General features: G+C 63.4%; 20 protein-coding genes and 1 riboswitch. Of the genes, 10 read left to right on the top strand and 10 right to left on the bottom strand.

Annotation, left to right across the window (positions count from 1 at the left end):
• Nucleotides 1–41 precede the first annotated feature (41 nt).
• Nucleotides 42–2,657 carry an EAL domain-containing protein gene (locus ACIQ17_RS13195; protein ID WP_398469242.1) on the top strand — a complete coding sequence of 872 codons (2,616 nt, stop codon included), beginning with the start codon at nt 42–44 and terminating at the stop codon, nt 2,655–2,657.
• Here the strand turns inward: ACIQ17_RS13195 and ACIQ17_RS13190 are convergent.
• The 5 genes from ACIQ17_RS13190 to ACIQ17_RS13170 all read right to left on the bottom strand — a co-directional run bounded on the left by ACIQ17_RS13190 (nt 2,654) and on the right by ACIQ17_RS13170 (nt 6,637).
• Nucleotides 2,654–4,213: an ATP-binding protein gene (locus ACIQ17_RS13190; protein ID WP_398469240.1), complete on the bottom strand. Its 1,560-nt coding sequence runs from the start codon at nt 4,211–4,213 to the stop codon at nt 2,654–2,656. The genes ACIQ17_RS13195 and ACIQ17_RS13190 overlap by 4 nt on opposite strands.
• Before the next feature lie 123 nt (nt 4,214–4,336).
• On the bottom strand, nt 4,337–4,729 hold the full coding sequence (locus ACIQ17_RS13185) for a response regulator (RefSeq protein WP_398469238.1): 393 nt from the start codon (nt 4,727–4,729) through the stop codon (nt 4,337–4,339).
• 189 nt (nt 4,730–4,918) lie between these two features.
• A complete protein-coding gene (locus tag ACIQ17_RS13180; RefSeq protein WP_398469236.1) occupies nt 4,919–5,359 on the bottom strand; it encodes a PaaI family thioesterase in 441 nt (146 codons plus the stop codon).
• Between the two features lie 34 nt (nt 5,360–5,393).
• Nucleotides 5,394–5,771 (bottom strand): response regulator, encoded by a 378-nt coding sequence (locus tag ACIQ17_RS13175; RefSeq protein WP_398469234.1) that lies wholly within the window; start codon nt 5,769–5,771, stop codon nt 5,394–5,396.
• A gap of 17 nt (nt 5,772–5,788) precedes the next feature.
• Nucleotides 5,789–6,637: an MJ0042-type zinc finger domain-containing protein gene (locus ACIQ17_RS13170; protein ID WP_398469258.1), complete on the bottom strand. Its 849-nt coding sequence runs from the start codon at nt 6,635–6,637 to the stop codon at nt 5,789–5,791.
• A gap of 128 nt (nt 6,638–6,765) precedes the next feature.
• Between ACIQ17_RS13170 and ftsE the strand changes: the two genes are divergently transcribed.
• From ftsE to ACIQ17_RS13150, 4 genes are all read left to right on the top strand, one after another.
• On the top strand, nt 6,766–7,425 hold the full coding sequence (gene ftsE / locus ACIQ17_RS13165) for a cell division ATP-binding protein FtsE (protein ID WP_211911647.1): 660 nt from the start codon (nt 6,766–6,768) through the stop codon (nt 7,423–7,425).
• A gap of 9 nt (nt 7,426–7,434) precedes the next feature.
• Nucleotides 7,435–8,406 (top strand): cell division protein FtsX, encoded by a 972-nt coding sequence (locus ACIQ17_RS13160; protein WP_398469231.1) that lies wholly within the window; start codon nt 7,435–7,437, stop codon nt 8,404–8,406.
• A gap of 91 nt (nt 8,407–8,497) precedes the next feature.
• Entirely contained in the window at nt 8,498–9,211 is a 714-nt protein-coding gene (locus tag ACIQ17_RS13155) for a YdcF family protein (RefSeq protein ID WP_398469256.1), read from the top strand.
• A 43-nt stretch (nt 9,212–9,254) separates the two neighbouring features.
• Entirely contained in the window at nt 9,255–10,022 is a 768-nt protein-coding gene (locus ACIQ17_RS13150) for a lysophospholipid acyltransferase family protein (protein WP_398469229.1), read from the top strand.
• 194 nt (nt 10,023–10,216) lie between these two features.
• Here the strand turns inward: ACIQ17_RS13150 and ACIQ17_RS13145 are convergent, their stop codons facing one another.
• Entirely contained in the window at nt 10,217–10,774 is a 558-nt protein-coding gene (locus tag ACIQ17_RS13145) for a gamma-glutamylcyclotransferase (RefSeq protein ID WP_398469227.1), read from the bottom strand.
• A gap of 222 nt (nt 10,775–10,996) precedes the next feature.
• On the opposite strand from ACIQ17_RS13145, the gene ACIQ17_RS13140 reads away from it, so the two are divergent.
• Complete coding sequence (locus ACIQ17_RS13140; protein WP_398469225.1) at nt 10,997–12,187, top strand: DUF2125 domain-containing protein; 1,191 nt, start codon at nt 10,997–10,999, stop codon at nt 12,185–12,187.
• A 123-nt stretch (nt 12,188–12,310) separates the two neighbouring features.
• Here the strand turns inward: ACIQ17_RS13140 and ACIQ17_RS13135 are convergent, their stop codons facing one another.
• From ACIQ17_RS13135 to ACIQ17_RS13125, 3 genes are read right to left on the bottom strand one after another with little or no spacing between them, the layout of a single operon-like run.
• The gene (locus tag ACIQ17_RS13135; RefSeq protein ID WP_398469223.1) at nt 12,311–13,246 is read right to left on the bottom strand and encodes a prephenate/arogenate dehydrogenase family protein; all 936 of its coding nucleotides are present in this window, start codon (nt 13,244–13,246) and stop codon (nt 12,311–12,313) included.
• Nucleotides 13,239–14,339 (bottom strand): histidinol-phosphate transaminase, encoded by a 1,101-nt coding sequence (hisC, locus tag ACIQ17_RS13130; RefSeq protein WP_398469221.1) that lies wholly within the window; start codon nt 14,337–14,339, stop codon nt 13,239–13,241. The genes ACIQ17_RS13135 and hisC overlap by 8 nt, the downstream gene beginning before the upstream one ends.
• A 28-nt stretch (nt 14,340–14,367) precedes the next feature.
• Nucleotides 14,368–15,219, bottom strand: a complete 852-nt coding sequence (locus ACIQ17_RS13125; RefSeq protein WP_398469219.1) for a chorismate mutase — start codon at nt 15,217–15,219, stop codon at nt 14,368–14,370.
• Nucleotides 15,220–15,399: 180 nt separating this feature from the next.
• Nucleotides 15,400–15,479: riboswitch (SAM riboswitch) on the top strand.
• Nucleotides 15,480–15,560: 81 nt separating this feature from the next.
• Between ACIQ17_RS13125 and ACIQ17_RS13120 the strand changes: the two genes are divergently transcribed.
• From ACIQ17_RS13120 to ACIQ17_RS13110, 3 genes are all read left to right on the top strand, one after another.
• Nucleotides 15,561–16,769, top strand: a complete 1,209-nt coding sequence (locus tag ACIQ17_RS13120; RefSeq protein WP_398469217.1) for a homoserine O-acetyltransferase — start codon at nt 15,561–15,563, stop codon at nt 16,767–16,769.
• The gene (gene metW / locus ACIQ17_RS13115) at nt 16,766–17,434 is read left to right on the top strand and encodes a methionine biosynthesis protein MetW (RefSeq protein WP_398469215.1); all 669 of its coding nucleotides are present in this window, start codon (nt 16,766–16,768) and stop codon (nt 17,432–17,434) included. Before ACIQ17_RS13120 ends, metW begins: the two co-directional genes overlap by 4 nt.
• 399 nt (nt 17,435–17,833) lie before the next feature.
• Nucleotides 17,834–18,487 (top strand): TIGR02594 family protein, encoded by a 654-nt coding sequence (locus ACIQ17_RS13110; RefSeq protein ID WP_398469213.1) that lies wholly within the window; start codon nt 17,834–17,836, stop codon nt 18,485–18,487.
• Nucleotides 18,488–18,579: 92 nt separating this feature from the next.
• On the opposite strand, the gene ACIQ17_RS13105 is transcribed toward ACIQ17_RS13110, so the two are convergent.
• On the bottom strand, nt 18,580–19,353 hold the full coding sequence (locus ACIQ17_RS13105; RefSeq protein WP_398469211.1) for an MOSC domain-containing protein: 774 nt from the start codon (nt 19,351–19,353) through the stop codon (nt 18,580–18,582).
• A 230-nt stretch (nt 19,354–19,583) separates the two neighbouring features.
• On the opposite strand from ACIQ17_RS13105, the gene ACIQ17_RS13100 reads away from it, so the two are divergent.
• Nucleotides 19,584–20,781: Clp protease N-terminal domain-containing protein (locus ACIQ17_RS13100; protein ID WP_398469209.1), on the top strand; the 1,198-nt coding region annotated here is incomplete at its 3' end.

The raw sequence follows: 20,781 nt of genomic DNA, 5'->3' as shown, positions 1-20,781 counted from the left end.
TAGCGGTGATCCGCGTCGTGTCAAGGAGTGAAGGTCGCATCATGCCAGTTAGCCCAGTCGAGCAGCCCTTGCTTGGTCAAACCAGCGATGCTGCTCGGTCTTTATTCTCTGCATTCGAGCATGCGGTCGATGCGGTCGTTTTGACCGGGCTTGATAGCGAGATTCGCTATTTCAATGCGGCTGCCGAACGCCTGTGGGGCTATGGACGGATGGAGGTCGTCGGTCGTCCGGTCAATATGCTGGTGCCGAGCGATGTCCGCGCTAATCTCGCTGACGTCATCGCGCTGAAGGCGGCGCTACCGGCCAACGTACTCGTCAAAGGGCGACGTGAGTTCCGCATCAGCCGGAGCGACGGCAGCGAGGCCTGGGGGGCGTTCTCGATCTCGCGCGTCGATTACGGCGGCAAGACGCTCTACATCAACTTCGTGCGCGACGTTACTGACGAGGTGAAATCTCGGGAGAAGAATGCGCTGATGGCGCTTGTCGCCGAAAAGACCGACCGCGTCGTCATGGTGACGGATCGCGATCTGCGCATCAAATACGTGAACAACGCCTTCACCGATCTGTTCGGCTACTCGTTGGCGGAAGCCATGGGTCAGCATCCCGAGCATCTGCTGACCGGCGAGTACACCGATAGCGAGACGCTCGCCCGTTTCCACGCAGGCATTGATGCCGAGGGGCATGGCCAGGAAGAGCTGCTTACATACGACAAGGACGGCGAGGAAATATGGATTTCGGCCACCGTCAATGCAGATCGCGACGAGAATGGCGACGTCAAGAACTTCGTTTCTGTCCTCGTCGATATCACCGAGAGCAAACTGATCCATTCGCTGCAGCATCTCACACTGGAAAATCTCGCCAATGACATGCCGGTTCTGGATGTCATCGGGGATCTCTGCCGCCGCGTCGAAGCCATCGCGCCGGATGTCATATGCTCAGTCTTGCACGTCGATACCGACGGCCTGCTGCACCCGCTCGGTGGTGATCGCCTGCCGCCGGAATTCTCGAAATCGATCGACGGGCTGCTGCTTGGTCCCGATGTCGGTTGCTGTGGCGCCGCCGCATTCAGCGGCGAGCCGGTCCTATCCATCGACATCGCAACTGATCCCAAATGGTTGCCGTATAACGCATTACCGCTGAAAGCCGGTTTGCGCGCGTGCTGGTCGACGCCGATCAAGGCGAAGGACGGACGCGTCATTGGTGCAATGGGCTTCTACTTTCGCGAGTCGCGAACACCGACACGCTGGCACCAGACGATCGTCGATAGCTGCGTCCATCTCTGCGCCCTCGCCATCGAGCGCCACGAGGCGCGCAGCGAGATCGCACGTCTGGCTTATTTCGATCCGCTGACCGGGCTGCCCAATCGTGCCCAACTGCGCCAGTTGATGACGAAGCAGATCGAAGCCGCGGGCGCGGGTGAGAAGATCGCGGTGATGTTTCTCGACCTCGATCATTTCAAGGATATCAACGATTCGCTCGGCCACTCGATCGGGGACGATCTCCTGGTCAGCGTCACCCAGCGCCTGTGCCAGCATATTCGTCCCGGTGATACGCTCAGCCGTCAGGGCGGAGACGAATTTGTCGTCGTGCTGCCGAATTGCGATGTCGAGGATGCCGCGGCCATCGCCGCCCGCCTGCTGGAATCGCTGCTGCCGCCGGTCAAGCTCAATGCGAGGACGGTGCCGATTTCCGCGAGTATCGGCGTCAGCATCTATCCCGACAACGCCAGCGACATCGATGGCCTGCTCAAGCATGCCGATGCCGCCATGTATCAGGCCAAGCTCGCCGGGCGTTCGACCTATCGCTTCTTCAGCGCCGAGATGAACCGCGTGTCCGAAGAGCGGCTGGCTTTCAGCATCGCCTTGCGCAATGCCATCATCCAGGGCGTGTTGCGCTTGCACTATCAGCCGCAGTTGCGCGTCGATGGCCGCATCTATGGCGTCGAGGCGCTGGCCCGCTGGTACGATCCGGTGCTCGGTGAGGTCCCGCCATCGAAATTCATTCCGCTTGCGGAGGAATATGGCCTGATCGAAATGGTCGGCATGTGGTCATTGCGCGAGGCGTGCCGCCAGTTCGCGGCGTGGCGCCGCGCAGGTCTGGATGTGCCCTGCGTGTCGGTCAATATGTCGCCGATCAATTTCCAGAACGGCGATCTCGCGGACCGGGTCGGTGAGATACTCGCCGAGAACGAACTGACGCCGGACATGCTGATGCTCGAAATCACCGAGGGTGTCGTCATGAGCGATCACGCCATGGCCATCGGTACCATGGAGAAGATCCGGCAGTCGGGGGTGCGGCTCTCCATGGATGACTTCGGGACCGGCTATTCAAGTCTGAGCCGGCTTGCGGATCTGCCGGTGCGCGAGCTCAAGATCGATCGCAGTTTCATGCGTGACATCGAAAGCCAGGCCAGCGCGCTTGCGATTACCCGGGCCATTGTTCGTGTCGGCCAAAGTCTCGATATGACCGTGGTGGCCGAGGGCGTGGAGACCGAGGGGCAGCGGCAGCTGCTCACCGAACTCGGTTGCGATGTCACCCAGGGCTTCGTCCACGCACCGGCGCTGTCCGTTCCGGACTTCGAACGCTGGCTGGCTCAGTATCAGGTCACGCGCTCCGCGCGGCCTGCGCTGGGCGTCGTCTCGAATCGCGGGGCCTAGCGTTTGTCCAGCATCTCGCGGATCTTTCCGCCCAGTGCGGCCTGAGTCACGGGCTTCTGCAGCAGCGACACGCCGGGATCGAGGCGGCCTTGATGCACGATGGCGTTGCGCGAATAGCCCGTCATATAGAGCACCTTCAGGCCAGGCAGGCGCTTCGTCATTTCGTCGGCGAGAAGCCGTCCGTTCATGCCGGGCATCACGATGTCGGTGAGCAAAAGGTCGAAAGGCTCGGGGTCATCGGCGAGATCGTGAAGCGCGGCGTCGGCATTGGGGGCGGTGCGGACCTGATAGTTCAAACCCTCCAGCGTCTCGACGATATAGGAACGCACATCGGGATCGTCCTCGACCACCATGATGATCTCGTCGCCTTTGCTGCCGACGATCTGCTGCTGATCATCGGCCATGTAGTCAGGCTGGCGCGTGTTGCGGGGCAGGTAGATCTTGATCGTCGTGCCTTCATCCACCTCGCTGTAGATCTTCACATGTCCGCCGGATTGCCGGACGAAGCCATAGACCTGGCTGAGGCCGAGCCCCGTGCCCTGTCCCGGTTCCTTCGTGGTGAAGAAAGGATCGAAGGCGCGTTCCTGCACGTCTTTCGGCATGCCTGGCCCGTCGTCGGTGACGGCGATCAGCACATATTGGCCGACAGAGATATTCGACTGCTGCGCATAGGCTTCGTCGATGAAGGCGTTGCTGGTTTCGATGGTGAGTTTGCCGTGCCCCTGCATCGCGTCACGCGCATTGACGACGAGATTGAGGACCGCGGCTTCCATCTGGCTTGGATCGACCTCGACCTGCCACAGGCCGGCGCCGCCGACGATCTCGAGATGGATGTTTTCGCTCAGGGTGCGCTGGAAGAAATCCGACATGCCTTGCAGCAGCCCGTTCACATTCACAATCTTGGGGTCGAGCGGTTGCCGGCGCGCGAAGGCCAGCAGACGCTGGGTGAGCACGACGGCACGCTGCGCGCCGCCAGCGGCGCTGCCGATCACCCGTTTGAGCCGATCACGGGATGTTTCGGTCCAGTTGGCGAGGCTCTGTTCGGCAATTTCGAGATTGCCGCTGATGATGGTGAGCAGATTGTTGAAGTCATGCGCGACGCCGCCGGTCAGGTGTCCGATCGCTTCCATTTTCTGCGTGTGTCGCAGCAGATCTTCGGCCTCGCGGCGATAACGGCTTTCCTCGATCAGGGCCAGTTCGGTCTCGCGCAATTGCGACGGGGAGGGAATGGCGAGCAGTCTTGGCAGCAGCGGCCACAGCATGGCTGCGGTGATCACAGATGCGATGGCCGTCATCGCCTTGACGATGCCTTCGAGTCCGTAGGCGGGGACCCACAATGTATAGATCGACATCACATGGGTGAGGCCGCATGCCATGATGAAGAGCGCGAAAGCCCAGAACACCCAGCCGAATTCGACATCGCGTCGTTTCGAGACAAAGATCGTGAGCGCGACGGGAATTGAGAAATAGGCCGCGGCGATCAGCGCATCGGCGCCGACATGGAGCCAGATCAGGCCAGGCTCCCAAAGCAGGCAGATGCCGTGCGGCGCGAACATGGAACTGTCGAGAAGACGCTGTAGCGATGCCCACATCGCATGCCCCCACCAGAAGCTGGTATGCCGCAACCAGCGTGGCCGGGCGGTGAGGAAGCGTCAAGCTTCAGCGCGCTGCAGCACGCCTCAGAGGCGGGCGGATGTTGATAGTCCGGCCAGCATGTCGATCAGCTGATGTTGCCGATAGGGCTTGGGAATGAACCGACCGCCATTGGGCAGATCGGTTTCGCTGACCTTGAAATGCCCCGACGTCGCAAAGATGCGCACCGGTGGCCAGCGATTGGCGACGGCATGGGCGAGTGCCAGTCCATCCATCGAGCCGGGCATGTCGATATCGGTAAAAATCAGGCGGATGTCGTTGCGAGTCTCAAGGGTCCGGATCGCTGCGTCGGCATTGGGCGCTTCGATGGCCCGGAATCCTGCTTCCTCGATCATGTCGACGGCGTTCATGCGCAGCAGGGGATCATCCTCGACCACAAGGACCACAGCTTTATCAAAACGCGGCGTATCGGCAGACATCGGCTCTTCCGTCTCATTTCCGGGCGCAAAGCGGGCGTTTGGAGTGGTGTGAGTGGAAAAGGCCATGACGGGAAAGGTGATGCTCAAAATTGATCGCGTAGTCCGCAGGGCGCCACAACTGGCGCGATATGTCTCCTAAGAGCTGACGCGTCTTTTCGTTCCGCAACCGGGAGCGGTATTCTTGCTGCGTCAGCTGGGCTGGCGGCCCCTGTCGGTACGATCACGCACGATTTTGAACACGCCATGGGCGGTGGCAACGACCTGATTGTCGCCGACGCTCACTTCGGTGGTCATGAAAATCAGGCTCTTGGTGGTGCGGACTGCGCGCGGGCGCGACACGATGAGGTCGCCGATCCGCGCGGCGTCGACGAAATATGTATCCATTTGCACAGTGGCGAGGGCCTCGACACCAGCGGCCAGGCGGGCGCCGATGCCGCAGCTGCGATCGGCGAGGGTCATGACCGCGCCCCCTTGCACCACGCCGCGGCGGTTGCGGTGCTTTTCCTGGCCCAGGATCGCGAATTCGTGGATGCCGTCGAGTTCCCGATGCCACATCGGGCCGATGAGCTGAATAAAGCCGTCGTCATGCATGACGGTCCAGCCAGCGGCTGCGAGATCGGCGTCGGTCATGCGGAATTCCTGAGCGATATCAAGGCCAAGAAGATCAGGCCCTGGTGCGGGACGCCAGCGCATCCGCGACGGCGGTGCGGATATCGGCGACGGAAAACGGCTTCGTCACCACGTCATGGACGATGGCATTGAGGCCGGTCGCGCGTTCGCGCTGGTCGGCATAGCCGGTCATCAGCAGGATGGTGAGCTCTGGAAAATCGCGTGCGGCGGCGAGGGCTAAAGCGATGCCGTCCATGATGGGCATCTTGATATCGGTCAGCAGGAGGTCGAAGCGACCTTCCTGTTCCGTAAGGATTTCAAGGGCTTCGGCGCCATCCTCGGCGGTGACGATCTCGTGCCCGTCCATGCCGATGGCGCGGCCGACCAGCAGGCGCAGGGGTTCTTCGTCATCCGCGATCAGGATACGCGACATCTTAAATCCTCAAAAACTCACGCGCCGGCGACGTCGCGCTTGTTGAAAAAGCGCACGTCGATGCTGCGGCCTTCCGCTGGCGGCGAGGCCAGGCGGGATTTGAACCATGTCTTATCACCGGGATTGAGGCCGGGCTGCTCCAGCACGGCGCTCCAGGCATAGATTTCGGTGCCCTTCTCGTCGCGGACCACAAACCGTAGACGCGGCATGGCCGTCGGCACGCGGGTTTCGGACACGACATAGCCTTCGATGAGCATCTGCGGCTTGCCGTCGACGGTCTCGGTGGTGACTTTCACATCCTTGAATGCGAGCCCGCGGATATTCACGTCGAGGCCGAAAACCTCATAGAATGCAGCAGTTTGCGGCATCAGCCGGACGATGTCGATGCGCCAGATCAGCAGCGCCATCGCAAAGGCCGCCATGGCGGCGGTGACGATAGGTAGAATGTGCGATCTGTTGAGGCCGCGTTGCGGCATCCTTGGGGCAAACTTGCGGAGCCGACCGGAGCGCACCGACCTGTCGTCGGACACCGGTCCGGCGTCATTGCGGGCCGCGATTGTCCAGTCGGTATCCTCGGTGCGCGTCTGGAACCTGGGCTCCGCCGGCAGGTCGGCCGAGATCGAGGGGCTCTCGACCACAGGAACGTCGGGTTCCCGCGCCTCGTCCTCCGAGACGCCCCAGGCGCTGAGGTCTTCATCCGGCTCGGGCTGGCTCGCGGCCATCACCGGCCTCGGCGGTGGCAGGATTTCCGGCTTGGCCAGCCAGGTTTCCTTGCAGCGCGCGCAACGGACGGTGCGGCCGGCATCGCCGAAGCCGGCCGGATTGACGGCGTAGGACGTCGTGCAATGGGGACAGACGATATGCATGGTGCCGAGTGCCGATGACATGGCGGCAAACTACAAGACGACCGTTAACGAATCGGAAACCATAACGGCCGCACAAGCAAATGACCGTTATCTTGCGCCTGAAGTGAACCCGTCGAACGGAGCTGCACGTGGTCCGGTTCGAAAATGTAGGCCTGCGATACGGGCTTGGTCCGGAAATCCTGCGCGATCTGAATTTCCAGATCCCCGCGCATTCCTTTCAATTCCTGACCGGCCCCTCCGGCGCCGGCAAGACGTCATTGCTGCGCCTGCTGTTCCTGTCGCTGCGGCCGACCCGCGGGCTCGTCAATCTGTTCGGGCAGGACATCTCGCTGCTGGCGAAGGATGAGATCGCCGACCTGCGCAAGCGCATCGGCATCGTGCTGCAGGATTTCCGCCTGCTCGATCACATGACGACTTACGAGAATGTCGCGCTGCCGTTTCGCGTGATGGGCCGCGAGGAGTCCAGCTATCGCCGCGAAGTCATCGATCTCCTGAAATGGGTCGGCCTCGGCGAGCGCATGGATGCGCTGCCGCCGATCCTCTCGGGCGGTGAGAAGCAGCGCGCCGCCATCGCGCGCGCGGTGATCGCGCGGCCGCAACTGCTGCTCGCGGACGAACCGACCGGTAACGTCGATCCGACCCTCGGCCGCCGCTTGCTGCGCTTGTTTATCGAGCTCAACAAATCCGGTACGGCCGTGATCATCGCGACCCATGACATCACCCTGATGGACCAGTACGACGCGCGTCGCATGGTGCTGCATCAGGGCCGGCTGCATATGTATGAATAGGCAAGACGTGTGAGCAGGATCGGCGACGAGCATGGACCGCTGATGGATCTCGGGCAGGAGCGCCCGCAGGTCCCGGCGAAGGCGCGCAATGCGTCGCCCATCGTGCCGAGCGGCCAGATCGCCGGCCGCGCGCTGGTCGCCGTGGTGGCGATCATGACCTTCCTGGCTTCGATCACATCCGGCGCCGTGCTGCTGATCAGCGCGTCGGCCTCGGAATGGCAGTCGGAAGTCGCGAGCGAAATCACGATCCAGGTGAAGCCGGTCGCCGGCCGCAATCTCGAACGCGATGCGCAGGCGGTTTCGGATGCCGTACGCGGCCAGCCGGGCATTGTCGAAGTGCAGCCTTACACCAAGGAACAATCGGCGCAGTTGCTGGAACCGTGGCTGGGCACCGGCCTGTCGCTCGACGAACTGCCGGTGCCGCGGGTCATTGTCGCGCGCGTCACGCCGGGCACCACGCTCGACATTGTCGGCCTGCGCGCGCGTGTCGCGCAATTCGCGCCGAGCGCGAGCGTGGATGATCACCGCGCCTGGGTGGAGCGCATGCGCTCCATGACCTCGGCGGTGGTGCTGGCCGGCCTCGGTATCCTTGCGCTGGTGATCATCGCCACCATTATATCCGTATCCTTCGCCACCCGCGGCGCCATGGCGGCCAACAAGCCGATCGTCGAGGTGCTGCATTTTGTCGGCGCCGGCGATCGCTACATTGCCAATCGTTTCTTCCGCCACTTCCTGCGGCTTGGCCTGCAGGGCGGCGTGATCGGCGGCGGCGTGGCGATGCTGATGTTCGGTTTCTCGGAATCGATCGCGGGCTGGTTCTCGGGCACGGCCGTGGGCGATCAATTCGCGGCGTTGCTCGGCACCTTCTCGCTGCGGCCGTCGGGCTATCTGATCCTGGCCGCGCAGGCGCTGGTGATTGCGGCCATCACCGCCGCCGCCTCGCGCCGTACGCTGTTTGCGACGCTCAATGACATCGACTGACGCCCAAGGTCGCTCGGATGGCGCGGGCACACCATCGCCAAGGCGTCGAAATGTGCTTAAATTTGCAGCGGACAAGCTCCGCACCAGAACGATGACGCTATTGGACGACCAGAACCAGTTCGATGAAGCGCCCGAGCGGCCGCTGCCACGGCGGCGGCTGATCCGTGCTGCGCTGGTGGCTGCGGTCGCCATCGGCTTCATGGCTGGTGCAGTCGGATTCGTCGCCTTCCTGTCGCAGTTGCGCAGTGGCGACGTCACGCCGTCCACCAAGGCCGATGGCATCGTGGTGCTCACCGGCGGTTCGTCCCGCGTGGCGGATGCGCTGGACCTGCTCGGCAATGGCTTCGGCAAGCGCCTGCTGATTTCCGGCGTGCATCCCACCAATGGCATCAGCAATATCCAGCGTTCGCTGCCGGACAATAACCAGCGCCTGCTCGCCTGTTGCGTCGATCTCGATCGCTCCGCCACCGATACGCGCAGCAATGCGGTGGAGACGCGGCGCTGGGTCCGCAAGCAGGGCTTTCATTCGCTGATCGTGGTGACGTCGAATTACCATATGCCGCGCGCGCTGGTGGAACTGTCCCATGAACTGCCCGACGTGGAGCTGATCCCGTTCTCGGTGATCGGCGAACGCTGGCGCGACGAGGCGTGGTGGACCAGTGGCACCACGCTGCGTTTGCTGTTATCGGAATATGTGAAATACATCGCCGCCGAAGCGCGGGCGCGGCTGGCCAATATCGGCATCGACCTGATGCCCGACACCAACGAACTGCCCGAGCCCGCACCGCGCAAGCCCACATCTTAAGTGACCTGTGTCCTGAGCCACCTGATCGAGCGAAGTGTAAGACATGATATTCCTGCGTTCGCTGATCTATCAGGTGCTGTTCTACGCTCTGCTGGTGTTCTGGATCCTGGTTGCAATCCCGACCTTGCCGTTCCCGCCTCACGTCTTCATGACCGTCGCCAAGATGTGGGGGACCAGCAGCATCTGGCTGATGCGCGTGGTGTGCAACACGAAGTTCGAGGTCCGCGGCCGCGACCGGATTCCCGATGGCCCGCTGATCGTCGCATCCAAGCATCAGTCGATGTGGGAAACCTTCGCACTGCTGCAGTTCTTCGACTGGCCGCTGTTCATCTACAAGAAGGAGCTCGGCCGCATTCCGTTCTTCGGCTGGTATCTGATCAAGTCGAAGATGATCGAGGTCGACCGCAAGGGTGGCGTGCGCGCGCTGATGGATATGAGCAAGCGCGCTGCGGTGGCGATCCAGGGCGGCCGCCAACTCATCATCTTCCCCGAAGGCACGCGCCGTCCGGTCGGAGCACCGCCGGACTACAAGAGCGGCGTCGCGCAGATTTATGCGATGAGCAACGAGCCGTGTCTGCCGGTGGCGCTGAATTCCGGCCTGTTCTGGCCGCGGCGGACGTTCCTGCGTTATCCCGGCACGATCGTGGTGGAGTTTTTGGAGCCACTGCCGGCCGGCATGGACCGCAAGGATTTCCTGCCGCTGCTCGCGGAGCGGATCGAGGAGGCGACGGACCGGCTGGTCGCGGAAGGACGCGCGGAGCAGGCCGGGATATTCGGCCGGGTGCCGGATGTGGCGGTGAAGGAGAAGTAGGGCGCGCTGCTCGCGGATATCCCTCCCCGGAGCGAAGCGAATGGGGAGGGTGGCGCGTAGCGCCGGGTGGGGTCTCTCCCCACGCGATGTCAGAGTTTGGGGAAGCACCCCACCCGTCTCGAAGCTCGCTGAACGCTCGCTTCGATCCACCCTCCCCACGGCGCCGCTACGCGGCTTGGGGGAGGGAGAAGAGCTCACTCATGCAGCATCATCGCCAGCTTGTGCAGCTGCGCATCCCGAAATCCCTGCGCCTCGATCGATTTCACCGTCGAGAGAACATAATCGAGATTGTGGCCCGAGCGACCATGGCCCTGCTTCACCACGCGTACCTGTTCGGCCAGCGACAAGCGCCCCGCATACTGCACGTGGCTGCGATCGGCCACATAGGTGAGTGCACTGACCCGCGAGCGGGCGTCGTCATCGAGCCAGACCGAGCGCATCACCTCGCGATAGACGCCGGTGGTCTGCTCGCGCTCGCGCAGATAGGCGATGGTGGCTTCCTTCCTGTCGGCGGCGACGCGAAAGGCGATGCCGCGGCAGGCGCCGCCGCGGTCGAGGCCAAGCACGAGGCCCGGCTTCTCCGGCGTGCCGCGATGATCGAAGGAATAGACGCAGAGCGCGCGATGCTCGCCGATCAAGCGCGCCGGCGTCTGTTCGACAAAGTCGAATCCCGGCCGCCACATCAGCGAACCATAGCCGAACACCCAGAGATCATGATCGGAAACAGGGGCGGGCGAATTGAGCGGGGTCATGGGGTCGCACTAGCAGAAACCGGCGCATCGTGCGAAGGGGTTTGCAGCCTACCTGCCATCCGCTTCGCTCAAATCGCCACTCTACCGCCGATTTGACAAATTCCCGGGGTCTAGAACCTGACCCATCTTCGATGGATCAGTTTTGAGTCCCTTTCTCTTGAGGGAGCATGATCTTGTCCGAACACCGGTACCCGCTTCTCGGGATCATGCTTTAGGTTTGCCATGTCAGAACTTCTTCAGCCTCGCCGTCGCCGCCTCGGGCTCCTGTTCTTCATGCCTGTGGTGGTCGTCGTCATCTGCCTCGCATGGACCGGCTTCTGGTTCTTCGCCGCCTCCAAGGTCGATGAGAATGTCGAACTGTGGCAGGCGCGGGAGGCCGCTGCCGGCCGCAAATATGACTGCGCCAATCGCTCGGTCGCCGGCTTTCCGTTCCGCCTCGAAGTCCGTTGCGACGGCGTCAGCGTTGCGCTGCAGGCGCAGACGGCGACGCAGAGCGCCACACAGATTCCGGTGACGGCGAAGCTTGGCGAGATTCTCGTTGTGGCGCAGATCTACACGCCGCGGCTGCTGATCGCGGAGTTCAAGGCGCCGGCGGTGATCTCGCAAGCGGGCCAGCCCTGGATGGCGATGGGCTGGAGCAATGCACGCAGCAGCATCACGGGGCTGCCCGGCACGCCCGACAGCGGTGATCTCGTCTTCGACGATCTGACGCTGGATCGCTTTTCGGGCACCGCGCAGGCGCCGGCCGTGCGGGCCAAGCGTGTCATCTTGAATGGTCGCACGGCGCCCACCTCGACGCCCGAGAAGCCGGTGATCGAGACGGCGCTGCGCATCACCAGCGGCACCATTGCGGACGTCCATCCGCTGCTGGCGGCGCCGTTCGACACGGATATTCGTGCGCAGGTGTCGGGCCTCACCGGTCTGTCACCGAAGCCCTGGCCGGAGCGCTTTCGCGAGATCCAGGCGGCGGGTGGCCGGTTGGAAATCACGCAGTCACGCGTGCAGCAGGGCGATATCATCTCGCTGGCGACGGGCTCGCTGGGCATCACGGCAGCCGGCAATCTCGATGGCGAGTTGCAGATGACGGTGACGGGGCTCGACAAGGCGATCAATGCGCTCGGCATCGACAAGCTGCTGGAGATGGGCGTGCCGCAGGAGGCGCTGGATCGCCTGGCGCCGGGGGTGAAGTCGCAGGACGTGAACAACATTCTGGGCGCACTTGATCGCGCGATCCCGGGGCTCGGGAATCTCGCGCGCAGGAATGCGGGAGCGGGACTGGCTGCGGGGGTGAATTCGATCGGCACGCCGGCCACCCTGGAAGGCAAGCCGGCGCGGGCGTTTCCGCTGAAGTTTGTCGATGGTGCGGTGTTCTTCGGGCCGCTGAAGGTCGCGCAGATTCCGCCGTTGTTTTAAGGCCTTGTAGGATGGGTCGAGCGCAGGCGCGAAGCGCCGGAGCGATACCCATCACCGTATGCTCCGGCGCCGGTGGTGATGGGTATCGCTGTGCTCAACCCATCCTACGGCCTCGGCGTGCAATTACTTCTTCTTCAACGCCGCATGCTTGCGGCCGAAGTCCGCTGCCGCTTCATCCTGCCCGATGCTGACGATCCCGCGTCGGATCGCGCGCGTCCGGGTAAAATGCTCGAACAGCGTCTCGCCATCGCCACGACGAATGGCCCGCGTCAGCTTCGACAGATCTTCCTGGAAGGCACCGAGCATTTCCAGCACCGCGTCCTTGTTGGTCAGGAACACGTCGCGCCACATGGTGGGATCGGACGCGGCGATACGGGTGAAATCGCGAAAACCGCCGGCGGAGAACTTCAGCACCTCCGAACGAGTCACATCTTCCAGCTCGTCGGCCGTGCCGACGATCGTATAGGCGATGAGATGTGGCAGATGGCTCGTGACCGCGAGCACGAGGTCATGATGCGCAGCGCCCATGATCTCGACATTGGCACCGAGCGCGGACCAGAGCGCGGAGAGTTTCTCGACGGCCGCTGCATCCGCGCCGTCGGGCGGCGTGAGGATGCACCAGCGATTCATGAAGAGTTCGGCGAAGCCGGAATCCGGGCCCGAATTCTCGGTGCCGGCGACCGGGTGCGCAGGGATGAAATGCACATTGTCCGGCAGATGCTCGGACATCGCAGCAAACACCGAGGCTTTCACCGAGCCGACATCGGAGATGATGGTGCCCGGCTTCAGATGCGGCGCGATGCTCTGCGCGACATCGCCGGCACGGCCGACGGGGACGCAGGAGATGATCAGGTCGGAATCCGTCACCGCCGATGCGTTGTCGTCGGCGATGCGATCCGCGAGCTTGATCTCCTTGGCGCGGGCACGGACTTCCGGCGAGGCATCGGTGGCGACGAGTTCGCCGGCGAGGCCGAGCTGCTGGATGCCGCGTGCCAGCGACGAGCCGATCAGGCCGAGGCCGATCAGCGTGACGCGAGGGAAGAGCGGTGCGTCAGTCATTGCGCTGCATGAATTCGCGCAAGGCGGCGAGAACGAGTTCGTTGGCTTCCTCGGTGCCGATGGTCATGCGCAGCTCCTGATGCAGGCCGTAGCTCGCGACCGCGCGCAGCACCAGGCCACGCTTGGTCAGGAACGCGTCGGCTTCGGCCGCGGTGAGGCCAGCGGTGGTCGGGAAGTGGATCAGGATGAAGTTTGCGACGCTCGGCGTCACCTTCAGCCCGAGCTTCTCGATCTCGGTGGTGAGGAGATCGCGCCACTTCTCGGTGAAGGCGCGCGACATCTCGACGTGACCGGTGTCCTCGATCGCGGCCACGGCAGCCAGCATCGCCGGCGCGGAGACGTTGAATGGGCCGCGCACGCGATTCATCGCGTCGACGATATGCGCGGGGCCGAACATCCAGCCAATCCGTAGTGCGGCAAGGCCATGCACCTTGGAGAAGGTGAAGCAGGCGACGGTGTTCTCGGTGGTCTTGGCGAGTTCGATCCCGCTCTCATAGTCGGGCTTGCCGACATAGTCGGCATAGGCGGCGTCGAGCACCAGCAGCACATGCTCCGGCAGCGAGGCCCGCAGACGCTTCACTTCCGCGACGGGCAGATAGCTGCCGGTGGGATTGTTCGGGTTCGCCAGCCAGACGACTTTCGTCTTCGGCGTCACGACCTTCAGGATCTCGTCCACATTGCAGGTGAAGTCGATTTCCTTGGCCACGACATTGGTGGCGCCATTGCCCATGGTGGCGATGGGATAGACCAGGAAGCCATATTGCGTGTGGATCGCCTCGTCGCCGGGGCCGAGATAGACATGGGCGATCAGGTTCAGGATTTCGTCCGAACCGGCGCCGCAGATGATGTTGTCGGGGTTGAGGCCGTAACGCTTGCCGACGGCGTCGCGCAGAACCTTTGACGTGCCTTCCGGATAGTCCTCGAGATGCGTGCCGACGCGGGCAAAGGCCTCCTTGGCGTGCGGCGACGGGCCAAACGGCGTCTCGTTGGCCGACAGCTTGAACACCTTGCGGCCGGCTTCCGGCACGGGAGTCTTGCCCGGGGTGTAGGGCGCGATATCGAGGATGCCGGCTTTCGGCACGGGGCGGGACATGGGTAGCTCCGGATAGTCTGGAAAAAGGTCAGGCGTTCGGCGCGCCGTCTGCGGGCACCGTATAGCGGGTTGCGTGGCTGCCGACGAGGGCGGAGGACCGCACCGAGGCCCCCGCTGCGATCAGGGCAGCCTTGATGCCGTCGAAGGTCTGCGGCGCGCTGATGGAGACCAGCAGCGAGGCACCGTCGAAGGCGGTATCCGGCACCACGACCACGTCGGCCAGCGGCGCGAGCGCGCGGGCGATCTCGGCGTTCCAGCCGGAGACGCGGACGCTCCAGCATTCCACCTCGGTGACCATGGCGCTGTCGGCGACGCGCGACACCACGAACACCGGCAGCGCGGCCGGATGGTCGGCGCGCTCGATGAAGGGCAGGCGGGCGATGATCTTGGGCACGCCCTCCGCCTCCAGCTCATGCCACCACGGGGTCTGGCCGGAGGTGGCGGAGACCAGCGCGAGGTCACCCTTGGATTTTGCCACGGCTTCCACCGCCGCCACGGCGCTGAAATGCGAGATATACGGCACCGTGAAGCCGAAATGGAAACGGGCGGAATCGCGCATGGCGCTCTCGCCCAGCGACAGGTCCGCGTGCAGCGAGAATGGCGCCTGCACATAGGTGAAGGTCGAGATGATGACGCGCCAGATACCCTCGACGGTGTCGATGGGCAGGATGCCGCGATGGCGCTGCACCAGCCGGCGCATCATGTCGGCCTCGCGCGCCGGGCGGAACGCCGAGCCGACTTCCTGGGTCTGCTTCACCGAGATCAGCCGGTCGATGATGTCGCCGCGCGACATCAGGAGGCGGTGCACCTGTTCGTCGATGCTGTCGATCTCCTGGCGGAGCTCATTCAGCGACGGCGGGGCGGGGGGCAGTTTCGACATGAAAACGGACCTTGGCTGATGTGGCCCACCGCGCAGGCGGTGTCCGGGCACGGCCCCTGATTAGGTAAGACAGGGACCGAAAGCAAAGAAAACATGACAGCTATTCTAAGGGCCGGCTCTTGGGCAAAGCGTCCATGCTCCCCCTATATTGACGGTCGGCCGAGGTGGGACTACGATCCCTGCCTACTCCGTGGTCATTTGAGCCGGCCGGCTTGCAGCCACGTTAAACAACTCGCTAAACAGGCCGGGGACGATTGCTCCCGGCCGAACCGTATGTTCAGGCCGGGTTTTTCATGCCCGGTCTCGATGGGAGGACTCCCGCGAGGGAGCCGGATATCGCGATGGTCAGTGTCCAGCCCTTGAAAAGCGTGTCGGTGGATGCCGAAGACCGCCTTCACGAAGCCAATAACCCGACCTCCGAGGTCGCGAAATTCGGCGCCGACCAGCCGCTGCGGCTCGATTGCGGGGTCGATCTCGCGCCGTTCCAGATCGCCTACCAGACCTATGGCACGCTGAACGCCGACAGAACCAATGCCATCCTGATCTGCCACGCACTCACCGGCGACCAGCACGTCTTCAACAAGAACCCCGTCACCGGCAAGCCGGGCTGGTGGGGCACCATGGTCGGGCCGGGCAAGGCGCTGGATACCGACCGCTACTTCATCATCTGCTCCAACGTGCTCGGCGGCTGCATGGGCTCCACCGGCCCGGCCTCGATCAACCCGGCCACGGGCAAGGTCTGGGGACTCGATTTCCCGGTCATCACCATCCCCGACATGGTGCGCGCCCAGACCATGCTGATCGACCGGCTCGGCATCATCCAGCTGTTCTCTGTGGTCGGCGGTTCCATGGGCGGCATGCAGACGCTGCAATGGACGGCGGCCTATCCCGAGCGCGTGTTCTCCGCGCTCGCGGTCGCCTGTGCGACAAAGCACTCGGCGCAGAACATCGCCTTCCATGAGCTCGGCCGTCAGGCCGTGATGGCTGATCCCGACTGGCGCGGCGGCCGCTACTTCGAGGAAGGCACGCATCCGCATCGCGGCCTCGGCGTCGCGCGCATGGCTGCGCATATCACTTACCTGTCGGATGCCGCGCTCCATCGCAAGTTCGGTCGCCGCATGCAGGATCGCGAACTGCCGACCTTCTCGTTCGACGCGGATTTCCAGGTCGAGAGCTATCTGCGCTATCAGGGCTCGTCCTTCGTCGAGCGCTTCGACGCAAATTCCTACCTCTACCTCACCCGCGCGATGGACTATTTCGACATCGCGGCGGACCATAACGGCCATCTCGCCGAAGCTTTTCGCGATACGCAGACACGTTTCTGCCTCATGTCTTTCACCTCGGACTGGCTGTTCCCGACCGCAGAATCGCGCGACGTCGTGCATGCGCTGAATGCCGGCGGCGTGCGCGTGTCCTTTGCGGAGATCGAGACCGACAAGGGCCACGATGCCTTTTTGCTCGACGTGCCGGAGTTCCTCGACATCGCTGATGCGTTCCTGAATTCGGCGGCGTCGGTGCATGGCCTTCCCGTGTCGGAGGCCGGCAAATGACAGCGCAGCAGCAAGGGCTGCATTTCAGTCTCGCGCGCCCGGCGTCGCCGTCGCTCGACAGCTATCGCGGCGACCATCTCCTCGTCGCCGAGATGATACCGGCTGGCGCCAAGGTGCTGGACGTCGGCTGCGGCGATGGTGATCTGCTGCAACTACTGGAAAGCCGTGGCATCGATGGCCGCGGCATCGAACTATCACGCGAGGGCGTGAACCGCTGCGTCGGCAAGGGCCTCGCGGTGGTGCAGGGCGACGCCGACACCGACCTCATCAACTATCCCGATGACGCCTTCGATTATGTGATCCTGTCGCAGACGCTGCAGGCGACGCGGCAGCCGCGCGTGGTGCTGGAAAACCTGCTGCGCATCGGCCGCAGCGCCATCGTGTCGTTTCCGAATTTCGGCTTCTGGCGAATGCGGATGCAACTGCTTGTCGGTGGGCGCATGCCGCGCACCGAGAACCTGCCGGCGACATGGTATGACACGCCGAACATTCACTTCTGCACCATCAAGGATTTCGTGCATCTGTGCGACGAGATCAATGTGAAGATGGAGCGCGCGGTGGCGCTCGATCTCCACGGCCGGCCGCTGCGCCTCAATGCGCCGTGGTGGTTCTGGAACATGTTCGGCGAGCAGGGCGTCTTTCTGCTGCAGCGTGCGGGGAAGTAGCGCCGGGCCGTAGGGCGGATTAGCGAAGCGCAATCCGCCGGCCGATTGGATGTGGCGAAGAACGGCGGATTACGCCTTCGGCTCATCCGCCCTACGAATGATTGCGCGATCGTGCACGCGCAAATCCGGACGTTGCAGCTCAGAGCTGCAACAGAAAAAGCTAATTCAAAAAGGTAATATGCGAAAGCCTCCCGCTCAGCGGGAGGCTGCTATGTCTATACGTATTAGAATTGTTAAACTTGAAGGCAAAACCGGGTTTCACGCCCAAAAATGAGCCAAATTCGTGCCGTTCCGGGTCTTGCTTTTGTCACATCCGGACTGTTTTCAAGCAGCCCTCAACAAGTTGGAGCGTGTTTCCGATCGTGGGGATCGGGGGATTTCTATGAGGGTCAACTAAGAATGGTTCGTTTCGTTGCGTATCGTCGTGCACTTCGCCTCGCTGCCTTGGCACTGTGCTCGACCTTTCTCTTTGCTTCCATCTCGCCGGCTTCTGCCCGGCCTCAGCACGGCGCCTCGCACTACAAGACTCATCACGTCAGCAAATATACTCACAGCTCTCGCAAGCATGTCCGGCAGCGTGTGCGCCATGTGTCGCGCCGGCACGCCGCGCGCGCGCAGCAGCAGGCGCCGTCGTTCGGCGACTCCGCAAATTTTGCCAATGCCAATGCCAGCATGAACCAGCCCGGTGGCGGCTTCGGTGGCTCGGGTCTTGTCGAGACCGCACGCAGCTTCATCGGCCGTGGCAATCCGACGGCGCGTGGTCGCCTCTGGTGCGCGGCATTCATGAACCTCGTGCTCAAGCGTTCGGGCCATCAGGGCTCGGGCTCGGACATGGCACGCTCGTTCTCGAGCTACGGCCAGCGCCTGTCGGGTCCGCAGGTCGGCGCCATCGCCGTGATGTCGCGCGGCCGTCGCGGCGGCCATGTGGGCGTCGTCTCGGGCATCGATGCCAAGGGCAATCCGATCATCGTGTCGGGCAATCACGGCAACCGCGTCGCCGAGGCCACGTATTCCAAGGGTCGCGTCTACGCTTATGTGATGCCGTCGAGCTGACCGCGAAGCCGTACGGCGGATGAGGCGAAGCCGTCATCCGCCGTTCTTCGCAACACGCACTCGGCCGGCGGATTACTTTGCGCTCATCCGCCCTACGCTTCCACCTCAATCCTATCACCGGCCGCTATCCTGCCGCCGGTGATCACTTCGGCATAGACGCCGCAATCCGCGTGGCCATAGGTCTGCTGCAGCGTCTTCGGGATCGTCAGGTCGCGCGCCGCCGTATCCGGGTCGACATTGGTCGCGGCGCAGCGGACGATGCGCTTCACCACCTTCAGGCGGACATCGCCGATCTTCAGCGTGCGCTCAAGCAGTTCGAACTCCTGCCAGGCCGCCCATCCCGACACATGCAGGTTGCCGCGGAAACGCAGCGGGTGCACCGGCTGGCCGATCGTCTTTTCCAGATCGGCGACGCTGGCGAGATTGATAATCGAGACCACCTTGCGCGGGACATCGGAAAAGCTGTGGCCCTCGGCGAACAGCACCTTGGGCGGGCCGCGGAGCTCGTCGGCAAAGTTCGCGGCGAAATAGGCCTCGATGGACGCGCGGCCTTCGGCTGACTGCAGGTCGGCCCGGGCGACTTCATTGCCATCCCTCTGGATCGTCAGCGTGTGGCTGGCGTCGTCATACCGGCTGCGCAGCGCCGCCAGGCGCTCATTGCGCATCAGCATGAGAAACTGCGTCTTCGGGAAATATTGCGGCGCCGCCGGATCGAAGCCGATCGGGCCGTTCTCGATGGCGTAGCGGCGGTCGGCCGGCAGGGGCTGGCCGGGCGCCAGGGCGACGTCGGTCAGCGGCTCGGGCGTCAGGCCCTTGACGGGATAGCGATAGATGCTGGCGAGGCTGGCATAAGGCTGTGCGGTCATGGTTTCAGCCATAGGAGATTTGGGCCCGGGGCGCCATCGCGGGGCCGGCTGGAAATTTATGCGGGCCCCTTCCTTTTTCGGAACCCGGTGCCCACATTTCGGTCAAGCTGGCTTTCGCGCCAGTGACGACCGCGGCCGGTTGACGACCATCAATGCGGACCGGGAAAACCCAATGAAGATGCCGGCGTCGTGCTTTCGAGGCGATGCGGGCAGGCCGAGGGCTACACACGATGAATATTGAGAAATACACCGAACGGGTGCGCGGCTTCATTCAGTCGGCGCAATCACTGGCCGTGCGCGAGGGCCATCAGCAATTCTCGCCGCTGCATATTCTGAAAGTCCTGCTCGACGACAGCGAAGGTCTCGCCGGCGGTCTGATCGACCGCGCCGGTGGCAATTCCCGCGCGATCCTGAGGGCGACCGAGGACCAGTTGAACAAGCTGCCGAAGGTCTCGGGCTCCGGGGCCGGGCAGGTCTATCTCGCCCCAGCCACGGCGCGTGCGCTGGACGCGGCCGAACAGGCCGCGGACAAGGCCGGCGACAGTTTTGTCACCGTCGAGCGCCTGCTGCTGGCGCTGACCCTGGACAAGGACAGCGAAGCCGGACAGCTCCTCAACAAAGGGGGCGTCACTCCGCAAAACCTGAATTCTGCGATCAATGCGTTGCGCAAGGGCCGCACGGCGGATTCCGCCACGGCTGAAAACGCCTATGACGCGCTGAAGAAATATGCCCGCGACCTGACCCAAGCGGCGCGTGACGGCAAGCTCGATCCGGTGATCGGCCGCGACGAAGAGATCCGCCGCACGATTCAGGTGCTGTCGCGGCGAACCAAGAACAATCCCGTCCTGATCGGCGAGCCCGGCGTCGGCAAGACTGCCATCGCCGAAGGCCTCGCGCTGCGCATCCTTAATGGCGACGTGCCGGAGAGCCTGAAGGACAAGAAGCTGCTGTCGCTCGATCTCGGCGCGCTGATTGCGGGCGCAAAATATCGCGGCGAGTTCGAGGAGCGGCTGAAGGCGGTGCTCGGCGAGGTCACCTCGGCCGAAGGCGGCATCATCCTGTTCATCGACGAGATGCATCAGCTGATCGGCGCCGGCAAAGGCGACGGCGCCATGGATGCGTCGAACCTGCTGAAGCCGGCACTCGCCCGCGGCGAACTGCATTGCATCGGCGCCACCACGCTGGATGAATATCGCAAGCATGTGGAGAAGGACGCGGCGCTGGCGCGGCGCTTCCAGCCGATCTTTGTCGCCGAGCCGAGCGTCGAGGACACGATCTCGATCCTGCGCGGGCTGAAGGACAAATACGAGCAGCATCACGGCGTGCGGATTCAGGACTCGGCGCTGGTCGCGGCCGTCACGCTGTCGAATCGCTACATCACCGACCGCTTCCTGCCCGACAAGGCCATCGACCTGATGGACGAAGCCT

The sequence above is a fragment of the Tardiphaga sp. genome (assembly GCF_044340795.1).
Classification (GTDB): Bacteria; Pseudomonadota; Alphaproteobacteria; order Rhizobiales; family Xanthobacteraceae; genus Tardiphaga.
This window is presented reverse-complemented; position numbering and strand designations above follow the sequence as displayed.

Excerpts from the sequence above, each read along its gene's own strand:
- ACIQ17_RS13105 (WP_398469211.1), bottom strand. The coding sequence starts at position 19,353 with ATGACCGCACAGCCTTATGCCAGCCTCGCCAGCATCTATCGCTATCCC.
- ACIQ17_RS13120 (WP_398469217.1), top strand. The coding sequence starts at position 15,561 with ATGGTCAGTGTCCAGCCCTTGAAAAGCGTGTCGGTGGATGCCGAAGAC.
- ACIQ17_RS13125 (WP_398469219.1), bottom strand. The coding sequence starts at position 15,219 with ATGTCGAAACTGCCCCCCGCCCCGCCGTCGCTGAATGAGCTCCGCCAG.
- ACIQ17_RS13110 (WP_398469213.1), top strand. The coding sequence starts at position 17,834 with ATGGTTCGTTTCGTTGCGTATCGTCGTGCACTTCGCCTCGCTGCCTTG.
- ACIQ17_RS13195 (WP_398469242.1), top strand. The coding sequence starts at position 42 with ATGCCAGTTAGCCCAGTCGAGCAGCCCTTGCTTGGTCAAACCAGCGAT.
- metW (WP_398469215.1), top strand. The coding sequence starts at position 16,766 with ATGACAGCGCAGCAGCAAGGGCTGCATTTCAGTCTCGCGCGCCCGGCG.
- ACIQ17_RS13185 (WP_398469238.1), bottom strand. The coding sequence starts at position 4,729 with ATGTCTGCCGATACGCCGCGTTTTGATAAAGCTGTGGTCCTTGTGGTC.
- ACIQ17_RS13135 (WP_398469223.1), bottom strand. The coding sequence starts at position 13,246 with ATGACTGACGCACCGCTCTTCCCTCGCGTCACGCTGATCGGCCTCGGC.
- ACIQ17_RS13155 (WP_398469256.1), top strand. The coding sequence starts at position 8,498 with ATGACGCTATTGGACGACCAGAACCAGTTCGATGAAGCGCCCGAGCGG.
- ACIQ17_RS13140 (WP_398469225.1), top strand. The coding sequence starts at position 10,997 with ATGTCAGAACTTCTTCAGCCTCGCCGTCGCCGCCTCGGGCTCCTGTTC.
- ACIQ17_RS13175 (WP_398469234.1), bottom strand. The coding sequence starts at position 5,771 with ATGTCGCGTATCCTGATCGCGGATGACGAAGAACCCCTGCGCCTGCTG.
- ACIQ17_RS13190 (WP_398469240.1), bottom strand. The coding sequence starts at position 4,213 with ATGTTCGCGCCGCACGGCATCTGCCTGCTTTGGGAGCCTGGCCTGATC.
- ACIQ17_RS13170 (WP_398469258.1), bottom strand. The coding sequence starts at position 6,637 with ATGCATATCGTCTGTCCCCATTGCACGACGTCCTACGCCGTCAATCCG.
- ACIQ17_RS13180 (WP_398469236.1), bottom strand. The coding sequence starts at position 5,359 with ATGACCGACGCCGATCTCGCAGCCGCTGGCTGGACCGTCATGCATGAC.
- ACIQ17_RS13150 (WP_398469229.1), top strand. The coding sequence starts at position 9,255 with ATGATATTCCTGCGTTCGCTGATCTATCAGGTGCTGTTCTACGCTCTG.
- hisC (WP_398469221.1), bottom strand. The coding sequence starts at position 14,339 with ATGTCCCGCCCCGTGCCGAAAGCCGGCATCCTCGATATCGCGCCCTAC.
- ACIQ17_RS13145 (WP_398469227.1), bottom strand. The coding sequence starts at position 10,774 with ATGACCCCGCTCAATTCGCCCGCCCCTGTTTCCGATCATGATCTCTGG.